Annotated in this window: 14 protein-coding genes; 7 read left to right on the forward strand and 7 right to left on the reverse strand. The window is 42.3% G+C overall.

Translation table 11 applies throughout. The features are described 5' to 3' along the window. Nucleotides 1-52: 52 nt before the first annotated feature. The 6 genes from pulA to E4T79_RS06450 form a co-directional block, all read right to left on the reverse strand. Entirely contained in the window at nucleotides 53-2,104 is a 2,052-nt protein-coding gene (gene pulA, locus E4T79_RS06425) for a type I pullulanase (protein ID WP_135028748.1), read from the reverse strand. A gap of 17 nt (nucleotides 2,105-2,121) precedes the next feature. Next, nucleotides 2,122-3,105 (reverse strand): LacI family DNA-binding transcriptional regulator, encoded by a 984-nt coding sequence (locus E4T79_RS06430; RefSeq protein ID WP_135028750.1) that lies wholly within the window; start codon nucleotides 3,103-3,105, stop codon nucleotides 2,122-2,124. A gap of 9 nt (nucleotides 3,106-3,114) precedes the next feature. Continuing rightward, a complete protein-coding gene (locus E4T79_RS06435) occupies nucleotides 3,115-3,864 on the reverse strand; it encodes a hypothetical protein (protein WP_245168066.1) in 750 nt (249 codons plus the stop codon). Nucleotides 3,865-4,220: 356 nt separating this feature from the next. Continuing rightward, nucleotides 4,221-5,063 carry a sugar ABC transporter permease gene (locus E4T79_RS06440; RefSeq protein WP_135028754.1) on the reverse strand — a complete coding sequence of 281 codons (843 nt, stop codon included), beginning with the start codon at nucleotides 5,061-5,063 and terminating at the stop codon, nucleotides 4,221-4,223. Nucleotide 5,064: 1 nt separating this feature from the next. Continuing rightward, nucleotides 5,065-6,357 carry a sugar ABC transporter permease gene (locus tag E4T79_RS06445; RefSeq protein WP_135028756.1) on the reverse strand — a complete coding sequence of 431 codons (1,293 nt, stop codon included), beginning with the start codon at nucleotides 6,355-6,357 and terminating at the stop codon, nucleotides 5,065-5,067. Between the two features lie 479 nt (nucleotides 6,358-6,836). Next, on the reverse strand, nucleotides 6,837-8,090 hold the full coding sequence (locus tag E4T79_RS06450) for an extracellular solute-binding protein (protein WP_135028758.1): 1,254 nt from the start codon (nucleotides 8,088-8,090) through the stop codon (nucleotides 6,837-6,839). Nucleotides 8,091-8,388: 298 nt separating this feature from the next. Between E4T79_RS06450 and malQ the strand changes: the two genes are divergently transcribed. After that, complete coding sequence (malQ, locus tag E4T79_RS06455; protein ID WP_135028760.1) at nucleotides 8,389-9,915, forward strand: 4-alpha-glucanotransferase; 1,527 nt, start codon at nucleotides 8,389-8,391, stop codon at nucleotides 9,913-9,915. 142 nt (nucleotides 9,916-10,057) lie between these two features. Further along, nucleotides 10,058-10,504, forward strand: a complete 447-nt coding sequence (locus E4T79_RS06460) for a hypothetical protein (protein WP_135028762.1) — start codon at nucleotides 10,058-10,060, stop codon at nucleotides 10,502-10,504. Nucleotides 10,505-10,545: 41 nt separating this feature from the next. Here the strand turns inward: E4T79_RS06460 and argS are convergent, their stop codons facing one another. Further along, the gene (argS, locus tag E4T79_RS06465; RefSeq protein WP_135028764.1) at nucleotides 10,546-12,234 is read right to left on the reverse strand and encodes an arginine--tRNA ligase; all 1,689 of its coding nucleotides are present in this window, start codon (nucleotides 12,232-12,234) and stop codon (nucleotides 10,546-10,548) included. A gap of 116 nt (nucleotides 12,235-12,350) precedes the next feature. Here argS and argR point away from each other — a divergent pair, with 116 nt between their 5' ends. The 5 genes from argR to E4T79_RS06490 all read left to right on the forward strand — a co-directional run bounded on the left by argR (nucleotide 12,351) and on the right by E4T79_RS06490 (nucleotide 19,119). After that, the gene (argR, locus tag E4T79_RS06470) at nucleotides 12,351-12,791 is read left to right on the forward strand and encodes an arginine repressor (RefSeq protein WP_135028766.1); all 441 of its coding nucleotides are present in this window, start codon (nucleotides 12,351-12,353) and stop codon (nucleotides 12,789-12,791) included. A gap of 10 nt (nucleotides 12,792-12,801) precedes the next feature. Then, the gene (gene mutS / locus E4T79_RS06475) at nucleotides 12,802-15,333 is read left to right on the forward strand and encodes a DNA mismatch repair protein MutS (protein WP_135028768.1); all 2,532 of its coding nucleotides are present in this window, start codon (nucleotides 12,802-12,804) and stop codon (nucleotides 15,331-15,333) included. Nucleotides 15,334-16,011: 678 nt separating this feature from the next. Next, nucleotides 16,012-17,952 carry a DNA mismatch repair endonuclease MutL gene (mutL, locus tag E4T79_RS06480; RefSeq protein ID WP_135028818.1) on the forward strand — a complete coding sequence of 647 codons (1,941 nt, stop codon included), beginning with the start codon at nucleotides 16,012-16,014 and terminating at the stop codon, nucleotides 17,950-17,952. 13 nt (nucleotides 17,953-17,965) lie between these two features. Further along, entirely contained in the window at nucleotides 17,966-18,556 is a 591-nt protein-coding gene (gene ruvA / locus E4T79_RS06485) for a Holliday junction branch migration protein RuvA (protein WP_135028770.1), read from the forward strand. Between the two features lie 11 nt (nucleotides 18,557-18,567). Further along, nucleotides 18,568-19,119: a DNA-3-methyladenine glycosylase I gene (locus E4T79_RS06490; protein ID WP_135028771.1), complete on the forward strand. Its 552-nt coding sequence runs from the start codon at nucleotides 18,568-18,570 to the stop codon at nucleotides 19,117-19,119. The last annotated feature ends 407 nt before the right edge of the window (nucleotides 19,120-19,526 follow it).

Here is a 19,526-nt window from a genome sequence, read left to right on the forward strand (position 1 = left end):
CGAGATAAAAAACTCAAATCAGTTGAATACTGGTTTGAGTTTTTTTGGATTATTAGGCGTTACTTTCTAAGATACACATACTCTGACCTGCGATGATAATCTGATGACGATCATCGACCATTGGTGGGAAAGTAAAGCGGACGATTTGATTCGCTTCTTTTTCATAGGTGAAATCACTATTTGAGAAGTTGATAAGAAATTGAATTTTCTCACCATTTGATATGACCGTGTAGCGCAGGACATATTCTGTCAACCAATAAAAGTCGCACGTTTTTTGAATCGTTGCATAATTGCTCTGGCTCAAGATTGGGTGTTCTTTACGAAAGGCAATCAAGTCACGGATAAACTGGATATGTTCGCGATAGCGAACTGCCCGTGTCCAATCAAGGCGGTTAATACAATCAGGGATATTATAGGTGTTGTCGATTCCATCCTTGGTACGGAAAAATTCTTGACCACTGTGGATAAAGGCCATGCCTTGCGAAATGAGGATCAGTTGGAGTCCGAAGCTGGCGGCACGTTTTTGCTGATGCAGTGACCAGTTAGGATTTTCGATGTGGAAATAGTCAAAGGCAGTTGCATTATCATGGCATTCAATGTAGTTGACGGATTGTGTCGGACTGAGGAAGTGGCTGAAACGGCTCCCTGTCAGCAAATGCTGGATTTTCTCATGGAGTTGTTTCTCCACCAAACTTTGTGGGTCCAGCAGGACTTTTTTGATAGTATCGCGGTAATCATCGTTGAAAAAGCCGAACGTTGGTAGCTTTTCAGCATTGTATTGGTGGGCTAGCTCGTCAAAATCAAGGGCAGTTGCCATTTTCCAACCCTCGCCATAGAGATAAATATTGTCATGAAGTGCACTTAATTCTGCTTCAATTTGATTCATAGTTTCCACATCAAGAATCCCCATGAGGTCAAAGCGGAATCCGTCAAATCCATAGAGCTTGGTCCACTGGCGGAGGGATTGCTTGATATAGTTGCGAACCATGCTGCGTTCGCTTGCTACATCATTTCCACAAAAGGTACCGTCTGTACGAAGCCCATTTTCTTGATAACGATAGAAATATCCAGGAACGATGCGCTCAAAGGCATACTCTTCAGCATGGTAGACATGATTGTAGACAACGTCCATAATGACGCTGATATTGGCATCGTGGTAGGTTTGAATGGCTGTTTGCAATTCGCAAATTCGTACGTAAGGATCGTCTGGTTGGCTGGCAAAAGAGCCTTCGGGGACATTGTATTGTACAGGGTCATACCCCCAGTTATACACAGCTTGTGGATAATTTTCATCTACACTTCCAAAATCATAAAGAGGCATGAGTTGAATGTGGGTCACACCAAGCTCTTTGATATAGTCTATCCCAAGTTTCATCTCTTTTTGTTGAGGAGATTCTGTCAATCCAAGGAACTGGCCGGCATGCTTGAAACCTGCGTCTGCTTGTTGGGAGAAGTCACGAACACTCATTTCATAGATGATAGCTTGTGCAGGCGGTAGCTGGGTGCGCGCACGGCGGGGGATTGAGAGTTTAGCAAGATTGATGACATAGCTATCTCCTGCGTTGGCTTTAGAAGAAAGTGCGTAAGGATCGTGGACAGAAATCCATTGTCCATTGACCTTGTGGAGGTAGTGGTAACTGGCTCCGTCTAAATCGCCCGCTACCGCCACCTGCCAGACCCCTTTTTCTTGCTTTTTCATTGTGTAGGGTGTGCCGTCAAGGATTAAAAAGACTGCTTTTGAAATTGGAGCCCAGAGTTTGAACTGGGTTTCAGTAGGGGTGTAGTGAGAGCCTAAATCTTGACCGTCATAGGTAAAGGTCTGCTCAAATAGACGAGAGCGGACAATGTGTCCATAAGCTAGTTCAGATGTGTTTCGATCTTGATCATAAATGATGTAGTCGCTTGTTACATTGAGCTGGTGAAGACTAGAGAGGTGATAGATGATTGTTTGTTCTTGCTCAATACGGTTTTGGAGAAGGAGTTTTTCTTCTCCAAGCTCAGATGTAATAGTGAAAATCATGTCTGGATGATCGAAGCGTTTTTCAAGAAGAACTCGAATGCTTGTCTCGTCATCAAGATAGGCTTTAAATTGTCGTAAGGCCATGAGCCAAAGGCTCCTTTCTAAAGTTCAGTAATGGTGTGCTGAATGACACGGCGATAGCAAATCTGTTTGTCTTCCTTGCTATCATTGATAATTTGAAGTAGGGTATCGCATGCGACACGTCCTAATTGAATGGCATGAACATCTACATAGGCATCAATTGCGAGTTTTGGTTTGACAGAGTCAAAGGAAATGATTGGTAGTCGCGCATTGACTTCATTAAGATAGTGTAAGATTCCCTCTGCTACCATAGTATCGGTTGTGACAATAGCGTCTGGTTTTTGCTTCATGAGTTTTTTCATAACCTTGTAACTACTGTCCTCTAGGAGGAAGCCAGAGCTGAATTTGACCTTGCTGTCATCAAGAGGGATATGATAGGCTTTGAGAGCTTTTTTATAGCCCTTATAGCGGTCTTGAGATACCACAAGTTCCTTGTTTCCGGCTACAAAAGCGAGATTTTTATAGCCTTTTTGGATGAAATAACTGGTTGCTTCAAAGGCTGCTTGGATATTGTCATTATCTACTAGTGAGATAAAAGGGGAGGCAGCTTTTCCTAAGATGAGAAAGGGGAAATTGTGCTGAATTGCCAGTTGTACCAACGGATCATCCGGTTTGGAGTAAAGGAAAATCAATCCATCAACTCGTCTGCCGTATACCATTTGGGAAATGGCTTCTAGCCGCTGTTTTTCATCTTTTCCAGTGCTGATTTGAATAGCATAATTATGGTCAGCTGCTACCTGTGAAATACCGCGTAAAGCAGTTGGGAAGAATGGATTTTGATAGAAAATATCCGAATCATCTGGTAGGACTAGCCCAATCACTTGGGTGTAGCTACTAACTAAGCTGCGGGCGTTAAGATTGGGATGATAGTTGAGTTCTGCCATAGCCTTGCGGACGCTATCTTTGGTCTTTTGGCTAATAGCAGAGCTGTTTTGAATGACACGAGTGACGGTTGAGGGAGAAACCCCCGCTAATTTTGCAACATCTTTGATGGTAGCACGCATACAAACCTCCTAAGCATAGTCCCGAAATTTTGTGGTGAAAAAGACCCAGAGTAGGACAAGTATAAACAAGACATTTTGCACGGTCATGACGGTTGTCACCGTTTGACCAAAGAGACCGACAAAACAAGCTATCATTGTTGGTAAACCAAGACAGTTGAGAGCTAGATTGTAGCACTCTTTGACGGATTGTAGATGAAAGAGTGCAGATTTCTTCGTCAGATAAAGGAAGAAAGTGGCTCCAAGAACAATAAATAGCAGATTAGCGCCCAAGAGGCAGGTGGAAATGAGAGTAAGAGTGAGACTAATCGGAAGCCGATTTTGCTGGTACCAAGCCTGCGAAATCGTAGCTGTTAAGCTTTGTTTATCTTGGAAGCTATCGGCATTAAAGCCTTGATAAGTCATGTCAACCAAGGTCGTTTTACCTTTCCGAACGGTCAGCTGTTCAGTAGCGAATTGATAGGTGAAGCCAGTTCCTTGAGGCACCTCTTTACCGAATGTGACATCTTGATGGTGCCTTGATCCTGTATAGGTCAACTGTCCGTTTGCAAACTGGCTATGCTGCGCTAAATCCATCACGACTTGCTCTGTCAAGGGGGCATAAATTCCGTCAATGAAATTCTCTAGAGGGTAGGTGGTTAGCTGAGTGGTTTGTAAAGAGGAAGGAATGACCAAGAGAGCAATCAGAAACACAGTTGTAAACAAGCGCTGCCAAAGGGTCATGGCATGACGATTGGCAAACATTTTTTGCGGTTTTATCATGCTTGAAAAATAAGAAAAGGGATAGGGTAACATAGGGACCTCGTTTCTGCTGTCTGTTTGATTGGAATATTCGTTTTCTGCTGAGCGATGTTAACGTTTCCATTTTTTGAGCCTTACAAGTGCATATAATCAGTAGTATCTTTGGGTTTTAGATTTCAAAGATGCTTCTCTTAGTTATTTTTTCACTCTTGGTAAGAGTGCTACTTGCTGCGAAAATACAATCGTTAAGCCCATTCGGGATGTTCTTTCTCTAAGCTGAAAAGCAAGGATATCAATGAAACGTCATTGTCAGTATGTTCACTCGGCTTCCTCGTACTTGTTCATCACTGCGACTATAAGAAAAGGTGGGACAAAGACTATCCCTTGTCACCACCACTCGTTAAACCAGATACAAAGTTCTTTTGGAGGAAGAAGAATAGGGTACAGATGGGTAGAGCAATGAGAATTGCACCAGCTGCGAAGTATGCGATTTTCAAGTTTTTCGCGTCGTTGACAAAGGTCTGAAGACCAACAGCAACGGTATAATATTCTTTCTCACGAAGCAAGAACTTAGATAAGATGTAATCGCCAAACGGTCCCATAAATGCCCAGAGAGCTTGTACTGCAATCATTGGACGAACGAGGGGAAGAACGATTTGCCAGAAACGTCTGAAGTGTCCAGCACCGTCTAGTTTTGCTGATTCATCAAGAGAAATTGGTACCGTATCAAAGTAGCCTTTCATCAACCATGCGTTCATAGGAATTCCACCACCGACATAAAGGAAGATGAGGAACCAGCTTTGGTTGAGGGCATTGAGCATCAAGGCCATGACAAAGAAGGCTGTAAGGGCAGCCATGGTTGGCACCATTTGGATAATCAAGAAGAAGACCAAACTTTGTTTACGAGCGAGGAAGTTGTAACGACTATAAGCGTATCCTGCTAGTACCACTATACTGGTTTGGACAATCATTGTCAAGAGAGCAATGACTAAGGTGTTGAGATACCAAGTGCCATAGAGGGTTTCGCTGAAAAGTTTGCTAAAATTCTCGAAAGTAAAGTTGGTATTTCCATCCAACTTGAAAGCCACAACGTTGCCGGATTTGAAAGCAGAGGTAATGGTAATCAGGAGTGGATAGATGATAACAACAGACAAGACAATCAAATAGAGATAGGTCAAGGTCTGACTGAGACGACGTTTAAATTTTACGGAAAGTTTCATCTTACACATCCTCCATGTCAAATGCATTTAATTTTTTGAAAGCAATCATGGAGATACTGATGACAATCATCGAAATGATCAAGGTCACGGCTGCTGCCATTGAATATTGAGGAGATGTTCCTGTGGTCAATTTATAAATCCATGAAATGAGGATATCTGTTGAACCAGCTCCCCCACCAACACTGCCCGGTCCACCATTGTTAAAGAGGTAGATAATCGAGAAGTTATTGAAGTTGAAAGTGTATTGGCTGATGAGCGTTGGTGCAGCAACCGCAAGAATCATTGGGAAAGTGATATTGCGGAACTTCTGCCAAGGGCTAGCCCCATCAATATAAGCTGCTTCGTACAGATCGTTTGGAATGGATTGCAAAATTCCTAAGGTCAATACGTAGATATAAGGGAAACCAAGCCAAGCCTGCATCATAATCAAAGCGACTTTTGTCCAGAAAGGGTCTGTTTTCCATGGAATGAGGAAGTTGTCAATAAACGGTAAGAATTTGCTCAAGAATGGGAGGACCTGCGTGTTAATCGCACCGACACTATCGTTGAACATGTTACTAAAGGTCAAGATTGTCACGAAAGCAGGAACTGCCCACGGAAGCAAGAAGATAACACCGAAGAGGCGCTTCCCCTTGATAAATGGCTGGTTGGCTACAATGGCTGTCAAAATACCAATCACAATTTGTGCGGTTGAGGCACAAAGAGCCCAAATGATGGTCCACGACAAGACAGAACCAAAGGCACTACGGAAAGTGCTTAATTGCCAGATGTTAGAGAAGTTTGCTAACCCTACCCAGTCTAACAAGGAACCCGGTGGTAAATGCTGGAAGTCGTAGTTGGTAAAGGCAATTAAGAGCGTTACTACAACAGGGAAGATAATCGCAAAAGTCATTGCGATGTAAGAAGGAATAATCAAGAGATAAGGAAAACCATTCTCGTAGATATTTTGAACCATTCCTTTTAGGCTTGTAGTAACAGGAATGCCACTGTTCCAACGTTTTGCGGTGTCCTTTGCATCTTTCAGGTTTAAGATATAAAAGAAAAGATAGACTGCAATGATAATGAGGTGGAAAGAGCCACGAATCAGCATAAAGAGGGAGTTATCGCGTCCGCGTTGGCTTCCAAGTGTGATAAGATTGGCAATCTCTCCAGAAGCAATGGTGATTAAGTAGAGGAGAAAAGCAATGGCTACTCCGAGGAAAATCCCCCCTTTTGCTTTTTGTTTGTTATACAACTGTCCAAGACCAGGAATCAGGGACAAAAGTAGGGCTTTACTAGGATTTTGTTGGGTCATCCTAAAATTTCCTTTCTAGTAAGCGATAGTTGAGTATCTGTTTTGAACAAAAGAGGTTGGGATTAAGTTCCCGACCTCGTTCATTTTTATCGATTGAACTGTTTGACGCATATCCATCGTCAGGGAAGTGATGAGGGATACCTGAGCCTAGAACTCAAAAAGCGAGGATTATCTAGCCTGTAAAATACTGCTACAGCAACATTTTGCTAGAAGATATCAGCTCTATTTCCAAGGTCAACAGCATTACTAGAGCTATTGAACTAGCTTTGCTAGCTCCATTTCTAACTTTCATAAACGTTGTAAGGCATGAACTGTCAGGGAAGTGATGGTTCATATCAAGTTTAAAAACTGGAGAGTAAGGGTTAAAATAATCCTATAGATTATTTTAACCCGAACTTTAGAAACAAAGGAGTGAGGAAAATCGAGACCTTTTCTAGCTATTTCTGTTTCATTCCGCCGTCAGTCAATCTACTTACTGCTTATTGGCCGTATTTTTGTGAAATAGTATCTTGAATTAATTTCACAGCATCGTTTGCAGCTGTTTTTGCATCTTTTTTACCGCTTGCAGCTTCAAAGAGCATATTGGCAGCTGGTTCCCAAACTGTACTCATTTCAGAGATGTTTGGAAGTGGTTGTGCAGAAGTGAATTGGGCTACAACAGCACTTGTCAATTCATCGTTTTTGCTGACTGCATATTCACGAGCTTCCGTATTTGCTGGAACTTCGTTTGTCATATCGTAAAGTGCTTTTTGTTGTTCGGTTGAAGTCAAGTAGTCCACGAAGTTTTGTGCCATATCAGGATTTTGTGATCCAACTGGGATAACCCACGCCTTACCACCACCAAATGCTTGGTAATCTTTTCCGTTTGGAAGAGTTGGAATCGTTGCAACACCATAATTCACTTTTGCCTCTTTGTAAGAAGCTGCTTGCCATGGTCCATCAATGATGGCTGCTGTTTTACCCTCAGTGAATTGTGTTTTAATCAAGTTTGCAGCAGCAGATGTATCTTGCAAACCTTGAGGCCATTGACCATACCATGTTTTTGCATATTCGATGGCTTTGATTGCGCCGTCATTGTTCAAACCAATATCTTTTGGATTTGTACCATTGTCACCAAAGACATAGCCACCATATCCAGCCAGCAGACCATAAGTATAGTAGAAGTTTGTCCAGTCAGCAAGGAAAGCAGTTGTTTTACCGTTTTCACCTTCAAAGGCATATTTGCTGTCTTTTGCCATTGCTTCTAAGTCTGCAAATGTTTTGGGTGCTTCTGTGATAAGATCCTTGTTGTAATAAAGAACGAGCGTTTCAATCACAGCTGGCGAACCGTAGACTTTTCCACCGTTTGTTACGAGTGCTTTGGTAGTGTCATCTGTCATGCTCGTTTCAGCAAGTTTTACCTCTGACAACTGACCTTCTGAACCAAGGCTACCGACACGGTCGTATGGAGCCATCATCACATCAGGGGCGGATCCTGATTGGTTGTCAAGAGAAAGATTATCAAGTCCTCCGAGAGCGTCACCTGTTTTGACTGTAACTTTGACACCCTTATCTTCTTCAAACTTTTTAGCTGCGGACTCAATGTAGTCTTTGTATCCTTGGTCAACATAGACAGTCAGTGATTTTCCGTCAGCAGATGAATCATTAGAAGCTGATTTATTTGAAGAACAAGCAGCTAATACGCTTGTTGTGGCAGCAAGAAGAGCAACGCTCTTGAGCAATTTGTGTTTCATATTATCCCCTCCAAGAATAAATATAATAAGGTGAGAAACGCCTGCATACAGCGAAAACGTTTGCTTTTGATATTATTATATCTCAAAATGAATGCGTTTGCAAGTCTTTTTATCAAAAATTTTTAAAATTTCGAAAGAATATGTAAATTCTCTAATTTACGGATAAAAACAGAGAAAAGAGAGATTATTTTTGAATAAGCCTTGATTTGTGAACGTTAACATTATATAATGTTAGCGAGAAAACGTTTGCGGTTAAAGCTGCAAATAATGACTACATTATTCAAAAGGAGTTAGTGATATGAAAGAACGACAAAGTGGAGTCTTGCTCCACATCTCCTCCTTACCAGGAAAATATGGAATTGGAACCTTTGGGCAGTCAGCTTATGATTTTGTTGATTTTTTGGTGCGCACTAAGCAGCGTTATTGGCAGATTTTACCATTAGGAACAACGAGTTATGGGGATTCGCCTTATCAGTCTTTCTCAGCTTTTGCGGGTAATACTCATTTTATCGATTTTGATTTCCTAATAGAAGAGGGATGGCTAGAAGTTCATGAAGTAGAGGGGATTGATTTTGGAGAGAATCTGACAGAAGTGGATTATGCCAAGATTTTCCATGGTCGCCGTCCAGTCTTAGAAAAGGTAGTTGCTCGTATGAAAGAGCAAGGATTACCAGTGGACTACCAGACTTTCTTAGAAGAACAGGCTTCTTGGTTGGATAATTTTGCGGAATATATGGCAATTAAGGAGCATTTTAATCTCAAAGCCTGGACAGAGTGGGAAGATGTGGCTGTTCGTAGACGAGAAGAAGTGGCTTTAGCCTCTTATCGTGAACAATTAGCAGACAGAATCGATTATCACCGTGTGACCCAGTATCTGTTCTTCCGTCAATGGCATGCCTTGAAAACTTATGCCAACGACCGTGGTATTGAGATTGTTGGAGATATGCCAATTTATATCGCAGCAGATTCATCTGATATGTGGGCTAATCCACAATTCTTCAAGACAGACGAAGAAGGACGTCCAAGTGTTGTGGCGGGTTGTCCACCAGATGCCTTTTCAGAAGTCGGTCAGTTATGGGGCAATCCAATTTATGATTGGGATAGAATGAAAGCAGATGGTTTTTCCTGGTGGATTGCACGCTTACGTGAGAGTTTTAAATTGTACGATATGGTGAGGATTGACCACTTTATCGGCTTTGCTTCTTTCTGGGAAATTCCAGCCGGTGAGGCCACGGCTGTCAATGGCTCTCGCATCGAAGCACCTGGTTTTGAATTATTTGCAGCTATTAAAGAAGCTTTAGGTGATTTGAATATCATTGCCGAAGACTTAGGTTCGGTGACCGACAAGGTGATTGAATTGCGTGAAACGACAGGTTTCCCTGGTATGAAAGTGTTGCAATTTGCCTTTGATCCGTATGGAGATAGCATTGAAATTCCGCACAACCACCGCCACAATGTCGTTGCGTATACTGGGACGCACGATAATAGCACCATTCGTGGCTGGTATGAAAATGAGGTCAGTGATGAAGCTAAGGCATACTTAGATTCCTATAGCAATCGTCATCCTGATGAGTCTATCAACCATGCCATGCTCCGCATGTTATTTGGTTCAGTTGCCTTTATGGCTGTTGTGACCATGCAGGATTTACTCGAGTTGGACGCTTCAGCGCGAATGAATTTGCCCAATACACTAGGTGGCAACTGGACCTGGCGCATGACAGCGGAGCAGCTAACTCCAGATGTAGAAGCTAATTTGCGGGACTTAACGATTACCTACCGCCGTCAGAATGTGAAACACTTAGAAAATAATGAGAAGAATCGTTAGTAAAAAACAGTAGGATAACGATTACATTTCTTGAACACAGACGGAGAAAGCGCTCTAAAATTTCTGAAATTTAGTTGACAAGTCAGAAATAGAGGAGTATAATCAACTGTAACAACACAATCATACAAAAGGAGATAGTGCTATGAAAAAACCGATTCATTTATATATCTTAGTAGTATTGTCAGTGATTTCTACTTTGGTTAAGGTGTGGATGACATTTATTCTTAAATTTAACGAAGAGAGTATGAGTGCAGCCTTTGATGCTGAAACAGTCAATTCGTTAAGAACAGCTTTTGCCTTTGAGACAAATCTGGCGAACAAAGTTCTCGTTATCATCTTATTTGCACTTCTTGTTCTAACAATAGTCTTTCTTTTCCAAAAGAAAAACCAGTATGCTTCCTATAGCTATATTGCTTATCTTTTTGGCACTCTCTTGCGTTCAACTTATTTTTACATTGGGGAACACATTTTAATGAATTATATCATAGGCATCGTCTTCTTTGCGATTTTCCTCGGCGTAACTGTCTTCTTCTTGCTTCATAAGCCAAAAGAAAAACCGTCTGTGGCACAGACAGCTACCGATATTTAACGAACAGAAAACTCCTTGAACATTCAAGGAGTTTTATTTGTTTACATTTTCTCAGGAGCTTCAACGCCAAGAAGCCGAAGGGCTTCTTTTAGGACGATGCCTGTCGCATAGGCCAAGGCAAGGCGGCTATCGCGTTCAGGGCTTTCATCAAGAATGCGGGTGTGTGCGTAGTATTTGTTGAAAGCTTGGGCAAGGTTGATGGCGTATTTTGCAATCAAGGATGGGTCGTACTTGTCTGCTGCTTTTTCGATGACGTTTGTGAAGTGCTGGAGATGTTTGATAATCTCCCAGCTTTCTGTATCGGTCAACTGGTACTGGTTGTCAACAGCAGGTGCGAAGTTAGCCTTGTAAAGAATGGATTGGATTCGTGCGTAAGCATATTGGACATAAGGTCCAGTCTCACCTTCAAAGGATACCATGGCTTCTAAGTCAAAGTCATACCCGTTTTCGCGATCTGATTTGAGGTCAAAGAATTTCACAGCACCAATTCCAACAGCTTCTGCGACTGCTTCCTTATTTTCCAAGTTCGGATTCTTTTCTTCGATTTGGCTGAGGGCACGAGAGACAGCTTCGTCAAGGGTTGGTTCTAAGAGGATGATATTGCCTTTACGGGTAGACAATTTTTTCTTATCTTTTGTTACCAGACCAAAGGCAATATGGAGCATATCATCGCTCCAGTCAAATCCCATTTTCTTAAGAACAGCTTTTAACTGTTTGAAGTGATTGGCTTGTTCTTGTCCAACAACATAGATATTTTTCACGAAGTGGTAATGCTCTTTGCGATAGAGAGCTGTTGCAATATCGCGAGTAATGTAGAGGGTTGCACCGTCTGATTTCATGATGAGGGCTGGTGGCAGATTGTAGTCGTCAAGGTCGACAATCATCGCTCCTTTTGATTCTAGCAAGAGGTTTTTCTCTTTAAGAATCTCAATCCCTTGGTCCATTTTATCGTTGTAGAAAGCTTCTCCTTGGATATAGTCAAAGCTAATGTTTAGCTTGTCATAAATCCGGTTAAACTCGACCAAACTCTCATCGCGGAACCATTGCCATAGGGCAAGAGCTTCTGCGTCACCGTCTTCTAGTTTCTTAAACCATTTGCGTCCTTCTTCATCCAATTCAGGATGTTCGTCGGCTTCAGTATTGATGCGAACGTAGAGTTTGAGCAATTCAGAGATTGGATTTGCTTCAACAGCAGCCTTATCTCCCCAACGTTTGTAGGCAACGATTAAGAGACCAAACTGCTTACCCCAGTCACCCAAATGGTTGATACGAAGTGCTTTGTAGCCTATTTTTTCATAGATGTTTGCAAGGGCATCTCCGATAACGGTAGAGCGCAGGTGACCAACAGAAAAAGGTTTTGCGATGTTTGGGCTGGACATATCAATCGTGATGTTTTCTCCCTGACCACGATCTTGTTGTCCATAGTGTTCTTTTTGTTCGATGACCTGGGTCAAGGTTGTGTGTGAAATGGTAGCCTTGTCTAGGAAAAAGTTGACATAAGGTCCAGTTGCAACCACCTTTTCAAATCCCTCAGTGTCAAGCTTTTCAACGATAGCAGCAGCAATGGCTTGAGGTGCCTTGCGTTCGACTTTTGCTAATGAAAAAGCTGGGAAAGCAATGTCTCCCATTTCAGATGATTTTGGTTTTTCTAATAGTGCGTAAATGGTTTCTAGATCGAGACTAGGAATGGTCGTTGCCAGTTTTTCAGCAACAAGCATTTTTTGATTCATAATAAACCTCCAGACTTATTCACTCTATTTTAACATATTTCTGCCTTTACGCATGAGAAAACGGCTAAAATTTGTTATAATATTCATAATGTATCGAGTTAGTTAGAGGTAGATGAGTGAATAAGGCAGAACGACAACAGTTAATTCAAACGATGATTCGTCAGGAAAAGATTCGAACTCAGGCGGAAATCAAGCAGGGGCTCGAACGGCACGGAATTTCTGTGACCCAAACTACCCTGTCGCGAGACTTGCGAGAGTTGGGCCTGGTGAAAGTACATGAAAAGGGAAGTTCCTATTACAGCTTACCAACGAATGAAGCAGAAGTGGCTTTTAGTCAGTTACTGGCCCAGTATGCCTATAAAGTAGAGCGGGCAAGCTTTATTTTAGTGCTTCATTCGGAATTGGGAGAGGCAGCCTTAATGGCAAATATCATTGATATTGAAAAGCCTGCGACCATTTTAGGGACCTTGGCAGGTGCAGATACCTTGCTTGTCATCTGTCGTGATGAAGAGGCAGCTAAGCAGGTCGAAGTTGAGATAAATTCTTATTTGGATTGAGAGGGGCGAGATGATAAAAGAAAAAATTTCACCCGGTATGCAGCAGTATCTGGATATAAAAGCTAATTATCCAGATGCTTTTTTGCTATTTCGTATGGGTGACTTCTATGAATTATTTTATGACGATGCGATAGAGGCGGCACAGATTTTAGAGTTGGCCTTGACTAGTCGCAACCGCAATGCGGAAAATCCGATTCCAATGGCAGGTGTACCTTATCATGCGGCTCAGCAGTATATTGATACCTTGGTTGATTTAGGGCATAAGGTGGCGGTCGCAGAGCAGGTGGAAGATCCAAAGACAGCCGTTGGGGTTGTCAAGCGGGAAGTGGTACAAATTATCACTCCTGGAACCGTTGTGGACTCATCAAAGATTGGCTCTGAGAGTAATTTTTTAGTTGCTATTGAGCGGCAGGGAGTAACCTACGCTCTGTCTTATATGGATGTAGCGACAGGTCAATTCTTTGTGACCAGCTTAGATGATTTTATGAGCTTGTGCGGTGAGGTTCGCAATTTGCGGGCGCGTGAGTTGGTCATTGGCTACCAACTATCAGAAGAGGAGGAGCAAATCCTGACTAGTCAGATGAATCTTCTCTTGTCTTATGAGGATACGGTGGCAGATGACGTTCAGTTGATTGATGCCTCTCTGATTGAAGTGGAAAAAAATGCCGCAGGAAAGTTGCTTAGCTATGTTTTGCGGACGCAGTTGCGTGATTTGGTGCATTTGCAAAGGGTCCAACACTATGAGATTAAGGATTATCTGCAAATGGATTATGCAACGAAGTCCAGCCTTGATTTACTGGAAAACGCTCGGACAGGGAAAAAACACGGTAGTCTTTATTGGCTCCTTGATGAAACTAAGACAGCTATGGGCTTACGCTTGTTGCGTTCTTGGATTGACCGTCCCTTAATTGATCGGACGAAAATCGAATCACGCCAGCGTGTTGTGCAGGTCTTCCTTGATTACTTTTTTGAACGTAGTGACTTGATTGAGGGGTTAAAGGGTGTTTATGACATTGAGCGCTTAGCCAGCCGCGTTTCCTTTGGTAAAACCTTGCCTAAAGATTTGCTGCAACTGGCTCAGACATTGGCAAATGTTCCTGCGATTAAGAACATTTTAGAGCAGATAAATGAGCCGGCTCTTGCCCCATTGATTGCAGGGCTAGATTCTATTCCAGAACTGCATACTCTGATTAGCGAAGCGATTGATCCAGAAGCACAGGGCTCGATTACAGACGGCGACATTATCAAAACGGGCTTTGATGCGACTTTAGATCAATACCGTCTGGTCATGCGGGAAGGGACAGGCTGGATTGCTGAAATTGAAGCCAAGGAACGGGCAAATTCAGGCATTAACAATCTGAAAATCGACTACAATAAAAAAGACGGATACTACTTCCATGTGACTAATTCAAATCTTCATAATGTTCCAGACCATTTTTTCCGTAAGGCGACTTTGAAAAATTCGGAGCGTTATGGCACAGAGGAATTAGCGAAGATTGAAGGACAGATGCTGGAAGCACGGGATGAATCGGCTCATCTAGAGTATGAAATTTTCATGCGTATCCGCCAAGAGGTGGAAAAATACATCGGTCGCTTACAACGTTTGGCACGGGTCATTGCGACCATTGATGTGCTTCAATCCTTTGCGGTTGTAGCAGAGAATCAGCGCTATGTGTGTCCGCATTTTACAGATAGTCGCCAGTTGACCATTGAGCAGGGACGGCATGCAGTCGTTGAAAAAGTCATGGGCAAGCAGACCTATATTCCCAACTCGATTGTCCTTGATGAAGCAACCAATATGCAGCTGATTACAGGACCCAATATGAGTGGTAAGTCTACTTATATGCGCCAGTTAGGTATGATGGTTATCATGGCGCAAATGGGGTCTTATGTACCTGCAGAACATGCGACCTTACCGATATTTGATGCTATCTTCACTCGGATTGGGGCAGCAGATGATTTGGTTAGCGGTCAATCTACCTTTATGGTCGAGATGATGGAGGCTAATAAAGCAGTTCGTTTGGCTAGTCAACGTTCATTAATTCTCTTTGATGAATTGGGACGCGGGACTGCGACCTATGACGGAATGGCACTAGCTCAGTCCATTATTGAATATATCCATGACCGTATTGGAGCCAAGACACTTTTTGCGACCCATTATCATGAATTAACGGACTTGAGTGAAACCTTGCTTCATTTGGAAAATGTCCATGTTTCGACTTTGGAAAATGATGGTCAGGTGACCTTTTTACATAAGATTGCAAAAGGACCAGCTGATAAATCCTACGGGATTCATGTGGCGAAAATTGCTGGTATGCCTGATGATTTGTTGAAGCGTGCAGATACTATTTTGAAATACTTGGAAAACCAAGTTCAAGTACCACAGGAAGTTGAGAAAGTAAATCAGGCAGAAACGGTGGGACAATTAGATCTCTTTACGGAGCAACATCCAGCACTAGAGCAGTTAGCGACACTTGATGTTTACAGCATGACCCCGCTTGAGGCCATGAATGCTTTAGCGGAGCTAAAGAAATTACTGTAAGGGCAGAAAAAGCGAAGAAACCTATCGTTTTCACGAATCATCTGAATAGGGCTAAAACGGTCTATTCCCAGACCGTTTTAGCCCCCCGCATAGCTCCAACAGGCAGAGTGGTGCCTGTTGGAGGTTGGAATTGAAGCCAACGAGTTTGCATCAGTCGTAGAGGTCAGATGTGGAGTGGGAAACACGAACAAATACGACTAAAAAGCTCCACTGGAGCTTTTTAGTCTGCTCCCTGAAAAAGAGCAGCATGTCATTTCCAACCGTCAACGGCATGATAGCTATTGAAGCCATCAACCACTGTGTCAACGTCATTCGGTTCATAAAGTGAGAAAGCTGGGACTTTTTGTCCATGGAGTACGGCAAAGCGAGGTAACGAAGTAATAAAAGATAAACTAAATGACTATATCTTTTAATTGTTATAGGTTTAATGGGTGTGTTTGCCTTGGGGCTACAACTGATGAAAGGTCAAGTTGACTACAGCCTGTTAGTTCCTGTTATAGGAATGTTAGGAGTTGGAATTTCTTTCAGAATTTTGCATCTAGCTTATCAGCAAATGAAGCACATGGCGGGTGTTGATGATGAATGCTAGTTTAGAAAGGTATAGTAGGGACTCCTACCTGTGGGTTAAACGATGGACTTTATGGTATAATAGGGTCATTAGAAAGGCAGGAATAGATGATGGCAACTATTATTGAATTACCAGAAGTCCTAGCCAATCAGATTGCAGCAGGAGAAGTCATCGAGCGCCCGGCTAGTGTGGTCAAAGAATTGGTAGAAAATTCGATCGATGCAGGTTCTACCCAAATTAGCATCAGTATTGAAGAATCAGGACTTAAAAAAATTGAAATTAGCGACAATGGGGAAGGGATAGCGCCTGATCAGGTATCACTGGCTCTCCGTCGTCATGCAACCAGTAAAATTAAAAGTCAATCCGACTTGTTCCGCATTCGGACCTTGGGTTTTCGTGGGGAGGCTCTGCCGTCTATAGCTTCTGTCAGTAGGATTCGGATTGAAACTGCGACAGAAGCAGCAAGTCATGGCCTTGTCCTTGAGGCAGAAGCAGGGCAGGTAACGGGAGAAGAGGCCATGAGTCGTCCTGTCGGTACACGAATTGCTGTGGAGGACTTGTTCTATAATACACCTGCACGGCTCAAGTATGTGAAGAGCCAGCAGGCGGAATTATCCCATATTGTGGATGTTGTCAATCGGTTGAGTTTAGCTCATCCGGAGATCGCGTTTAGTTTAATCAATGAGGGGCGGGAATTGATTCAAACAGCGGGTACGGGAAATCTCCGTCAGGCTATTTCAGGTGTTTACGGTATCGCATCCGCTAAAAAAATGGTAGAGATTGCCGCTGAGGATTTAGATTTTAAAGTGTCAGGTTATGTGTCCTTGCCAGAATTGACGCGAGCCAACCGCAATTATATCAGTATCTTTATCAATGGGCGCTACATCAAGAATTTTTTACTCAACCGTGCTATTTTAGACGGATATGGAAGCAAACTCATGGTGGGTCGTTTTCCGTTAGCTGTGATTGATATTCAGATTGATCCCTACTTGGCGGATGTCAATGTTCATCCAACTAAGCAGGAAGTGCGGATTTCTAAAGAAAAGGAATTGATGGCTCTCATCCGTGAGGCAATCGCAGCAGCGCTCAAAGAGCAAGACTTGATTCCAGATGCCTTGGAAAATCTTGCTAAATCAAGTACCCGAACCAAGGTCAAGACCGAGCAAGTAACCCTTCCCCTAAAAGAAAGTAATCTGTATTATGACACGGTTCGGCAGGATTTCTTTGTCAAGCCTCAAACGATTTCTGAAGAGACCAAGGAATTTGAAGCTGTCAAGCAAATTGACGAGAAAATGGACACAGAAGTTGACAAATCAGTCAACATTAAATTTGCCCAAAGAGAAGAAATTGTAGTAGATGACGTAGAACATCCAAGTCTCGGGAGAAAAGAAGTCGCAAAATTAGCTGACCGATTAGAAAATGAGGAGAGCTCAACCTTTCCGGAATTGGAATATTTCGGCCAAATGCACGGGACCTATCTGTTTGCTCAAGGTAAGGCAGGACTTTATATCATTGACCAGCATGCAGCCCAAGAACGGGTCAAGTATGAAGAATATCGTGATAGTATTGGAAATGTAGACAGTTCTTCTCAACAGCTTTTGGTTCCTTATATCTTTGATTTTCCAGCAAATGATGCTCTGCTGCTCAAGCAAAAATTGGAAGCCTTGTGTCAAGTTGGTGTCAACTTAGAGGAATATGGTGTTCACCAATTCATTCTGCGGGAACACCCGATTTGGATGAAAGAAGACGAGATTGAGTCAGCGGTCTATGAGATGTGTGATATGCTTTTGTTAACAGATGAGGTATCCATCAAGCGTTATCGAGCAGAACTGGCGATCATGATGTCTTGTAAACGGTCGATTAAGGCCAATCATTCCTTGGATGATTATTCGGCTCGGCATTTGTTGAGCCAATTAGCGACCTGTAAAAATCCTTATAATTGTCCGCACGGGCGACCAGTTCTTGTTCATTTTACAACGTCAGATATGGAGAAAATGTTCCGACGCATTCAGGAAAATCATACCAGTCTGCGCGAACTAGGTAAATACTAAAGAGAAAGAACATATGTACGATTATATCAAAGGAATATTAACAAAAATAACTGCCAAGTATATTGTGGTTGAAGTAGGGGGGATTGGTTTTACCTTGCAAGTTGCCAATCCCTACACCTATTCGGGATTTATGCATCAGCAGGTAACGGTTTATATCCATCAAGTCATTCGAGAAGATGCCCATCTCTTATATGGATTTCGGACAGAGGTAGAAAAATCAGTTTTTTTGAGCCTGATTTCTGTTTCAGGGATTGGTCCGACAACGGCTCTAGCTATTATTGCAGTTGATGATAATGATGGTTTGGTAGGGGCAATTGAACAAAAAAATATTACCTACTTGACCAAGTTTCCAAAGATTGGCAAAAAAACAGCCCAGCAAATGGTGCTAGATCTGGAAGGCAAGTTTGTGCTTTCCAATCAGACAGAAAGTCCAAGCTTGGCTGTGGAAGAATCGGCCAATACTGCTCTTGATGAAGCAATGGAAGCAATGGAGGCTCTGGGATATCGTCCAGCTGAATTGAAGAAAATCAGGAAGTTCTTTGATGGAACAACAGATACGGCTGAAAATTATATCAAGTCAGCCCTCAAGATGTTACTGAAATAGGTGGAAAACGAATGAAACGATGTGGCTGGGTCAAAGAAAGCAACCCCTTATATGTAGCCTACCATGATCAAGAATGGGGGCGAGTGGTTAAAGAAGATCAACCCCTTTTTGAACTCCTCTGTTTAGAAAGTTACCAAGCTGGCCTATCTTGGGAAACCATTCTCAATAAGCGACTAGCTTTTCGCCAGGTTTTTTATGAATATGATGTGGAAAAAGTTGCACGAATGACCGACCGTGAATTGGACAAGCTACTAGAAAATTCAGCTATTATTCGCCATAGAGCCAAGATTTTTGCTACTCGGCAGAATGCTCAAGCCTTTCTTGAAGTTCAGAAAGAATATGGTACGTTTGCAGAGTATCTCTGGTCTTGGGTTAACTTTACACAGATTGACAATCTTGTAAAGGATTATCGACAAGTTCCTAGCAGGACAACCTTGTCGGAGCAATTATCTAAAGACTTGAAAAAACGAGGTTTCACCTTCGTTGGACCAGTCTGCATATACTCCTACATGCAGGCGGCAGGCCTTGTCAACGATCACGAAGTGGCATGCTTTGTCCATTAATATAGTTTTGGAAAAGCATGTTAGCATGGACTGCCGTAGGATTTTAGCTCGACAGTTTTTTCTGACTACTGTAAGCTGAGGAGGAACCATGACGATAGGTCAAGCGATTAGAAGCGGGGCATTCTTACGATCCTCATGAATTTTTTGTTGGTAGAAAGAATTATTTTCGGAATGTATATGTATCTATTGTTTTGAAAAAATATTTTCAATATTGTTACTTTATTTCTTTAAAGAAACAAGCTAATATGGTAGAATGGATACTTAGGTGCAAATTTACTGATTGTTATGCCCTCTCAGTGATAGCAGAGTAAATTTTTCTAAACAATCTTTATTATTTTTATGAATAATAATAGGATTTTTTATAGAGGGAGGTATTTTTAGAAATAGGGATTTTATCCTTATTGGAT

It is taken from the genome of Streptococcus sp. LYSM12 (assembly GCF_004569635.1).
GTDB lineage: Bacteria > Bacillota > Bacilli > Lactobacillales > Streptococcaceae > Streptococcus.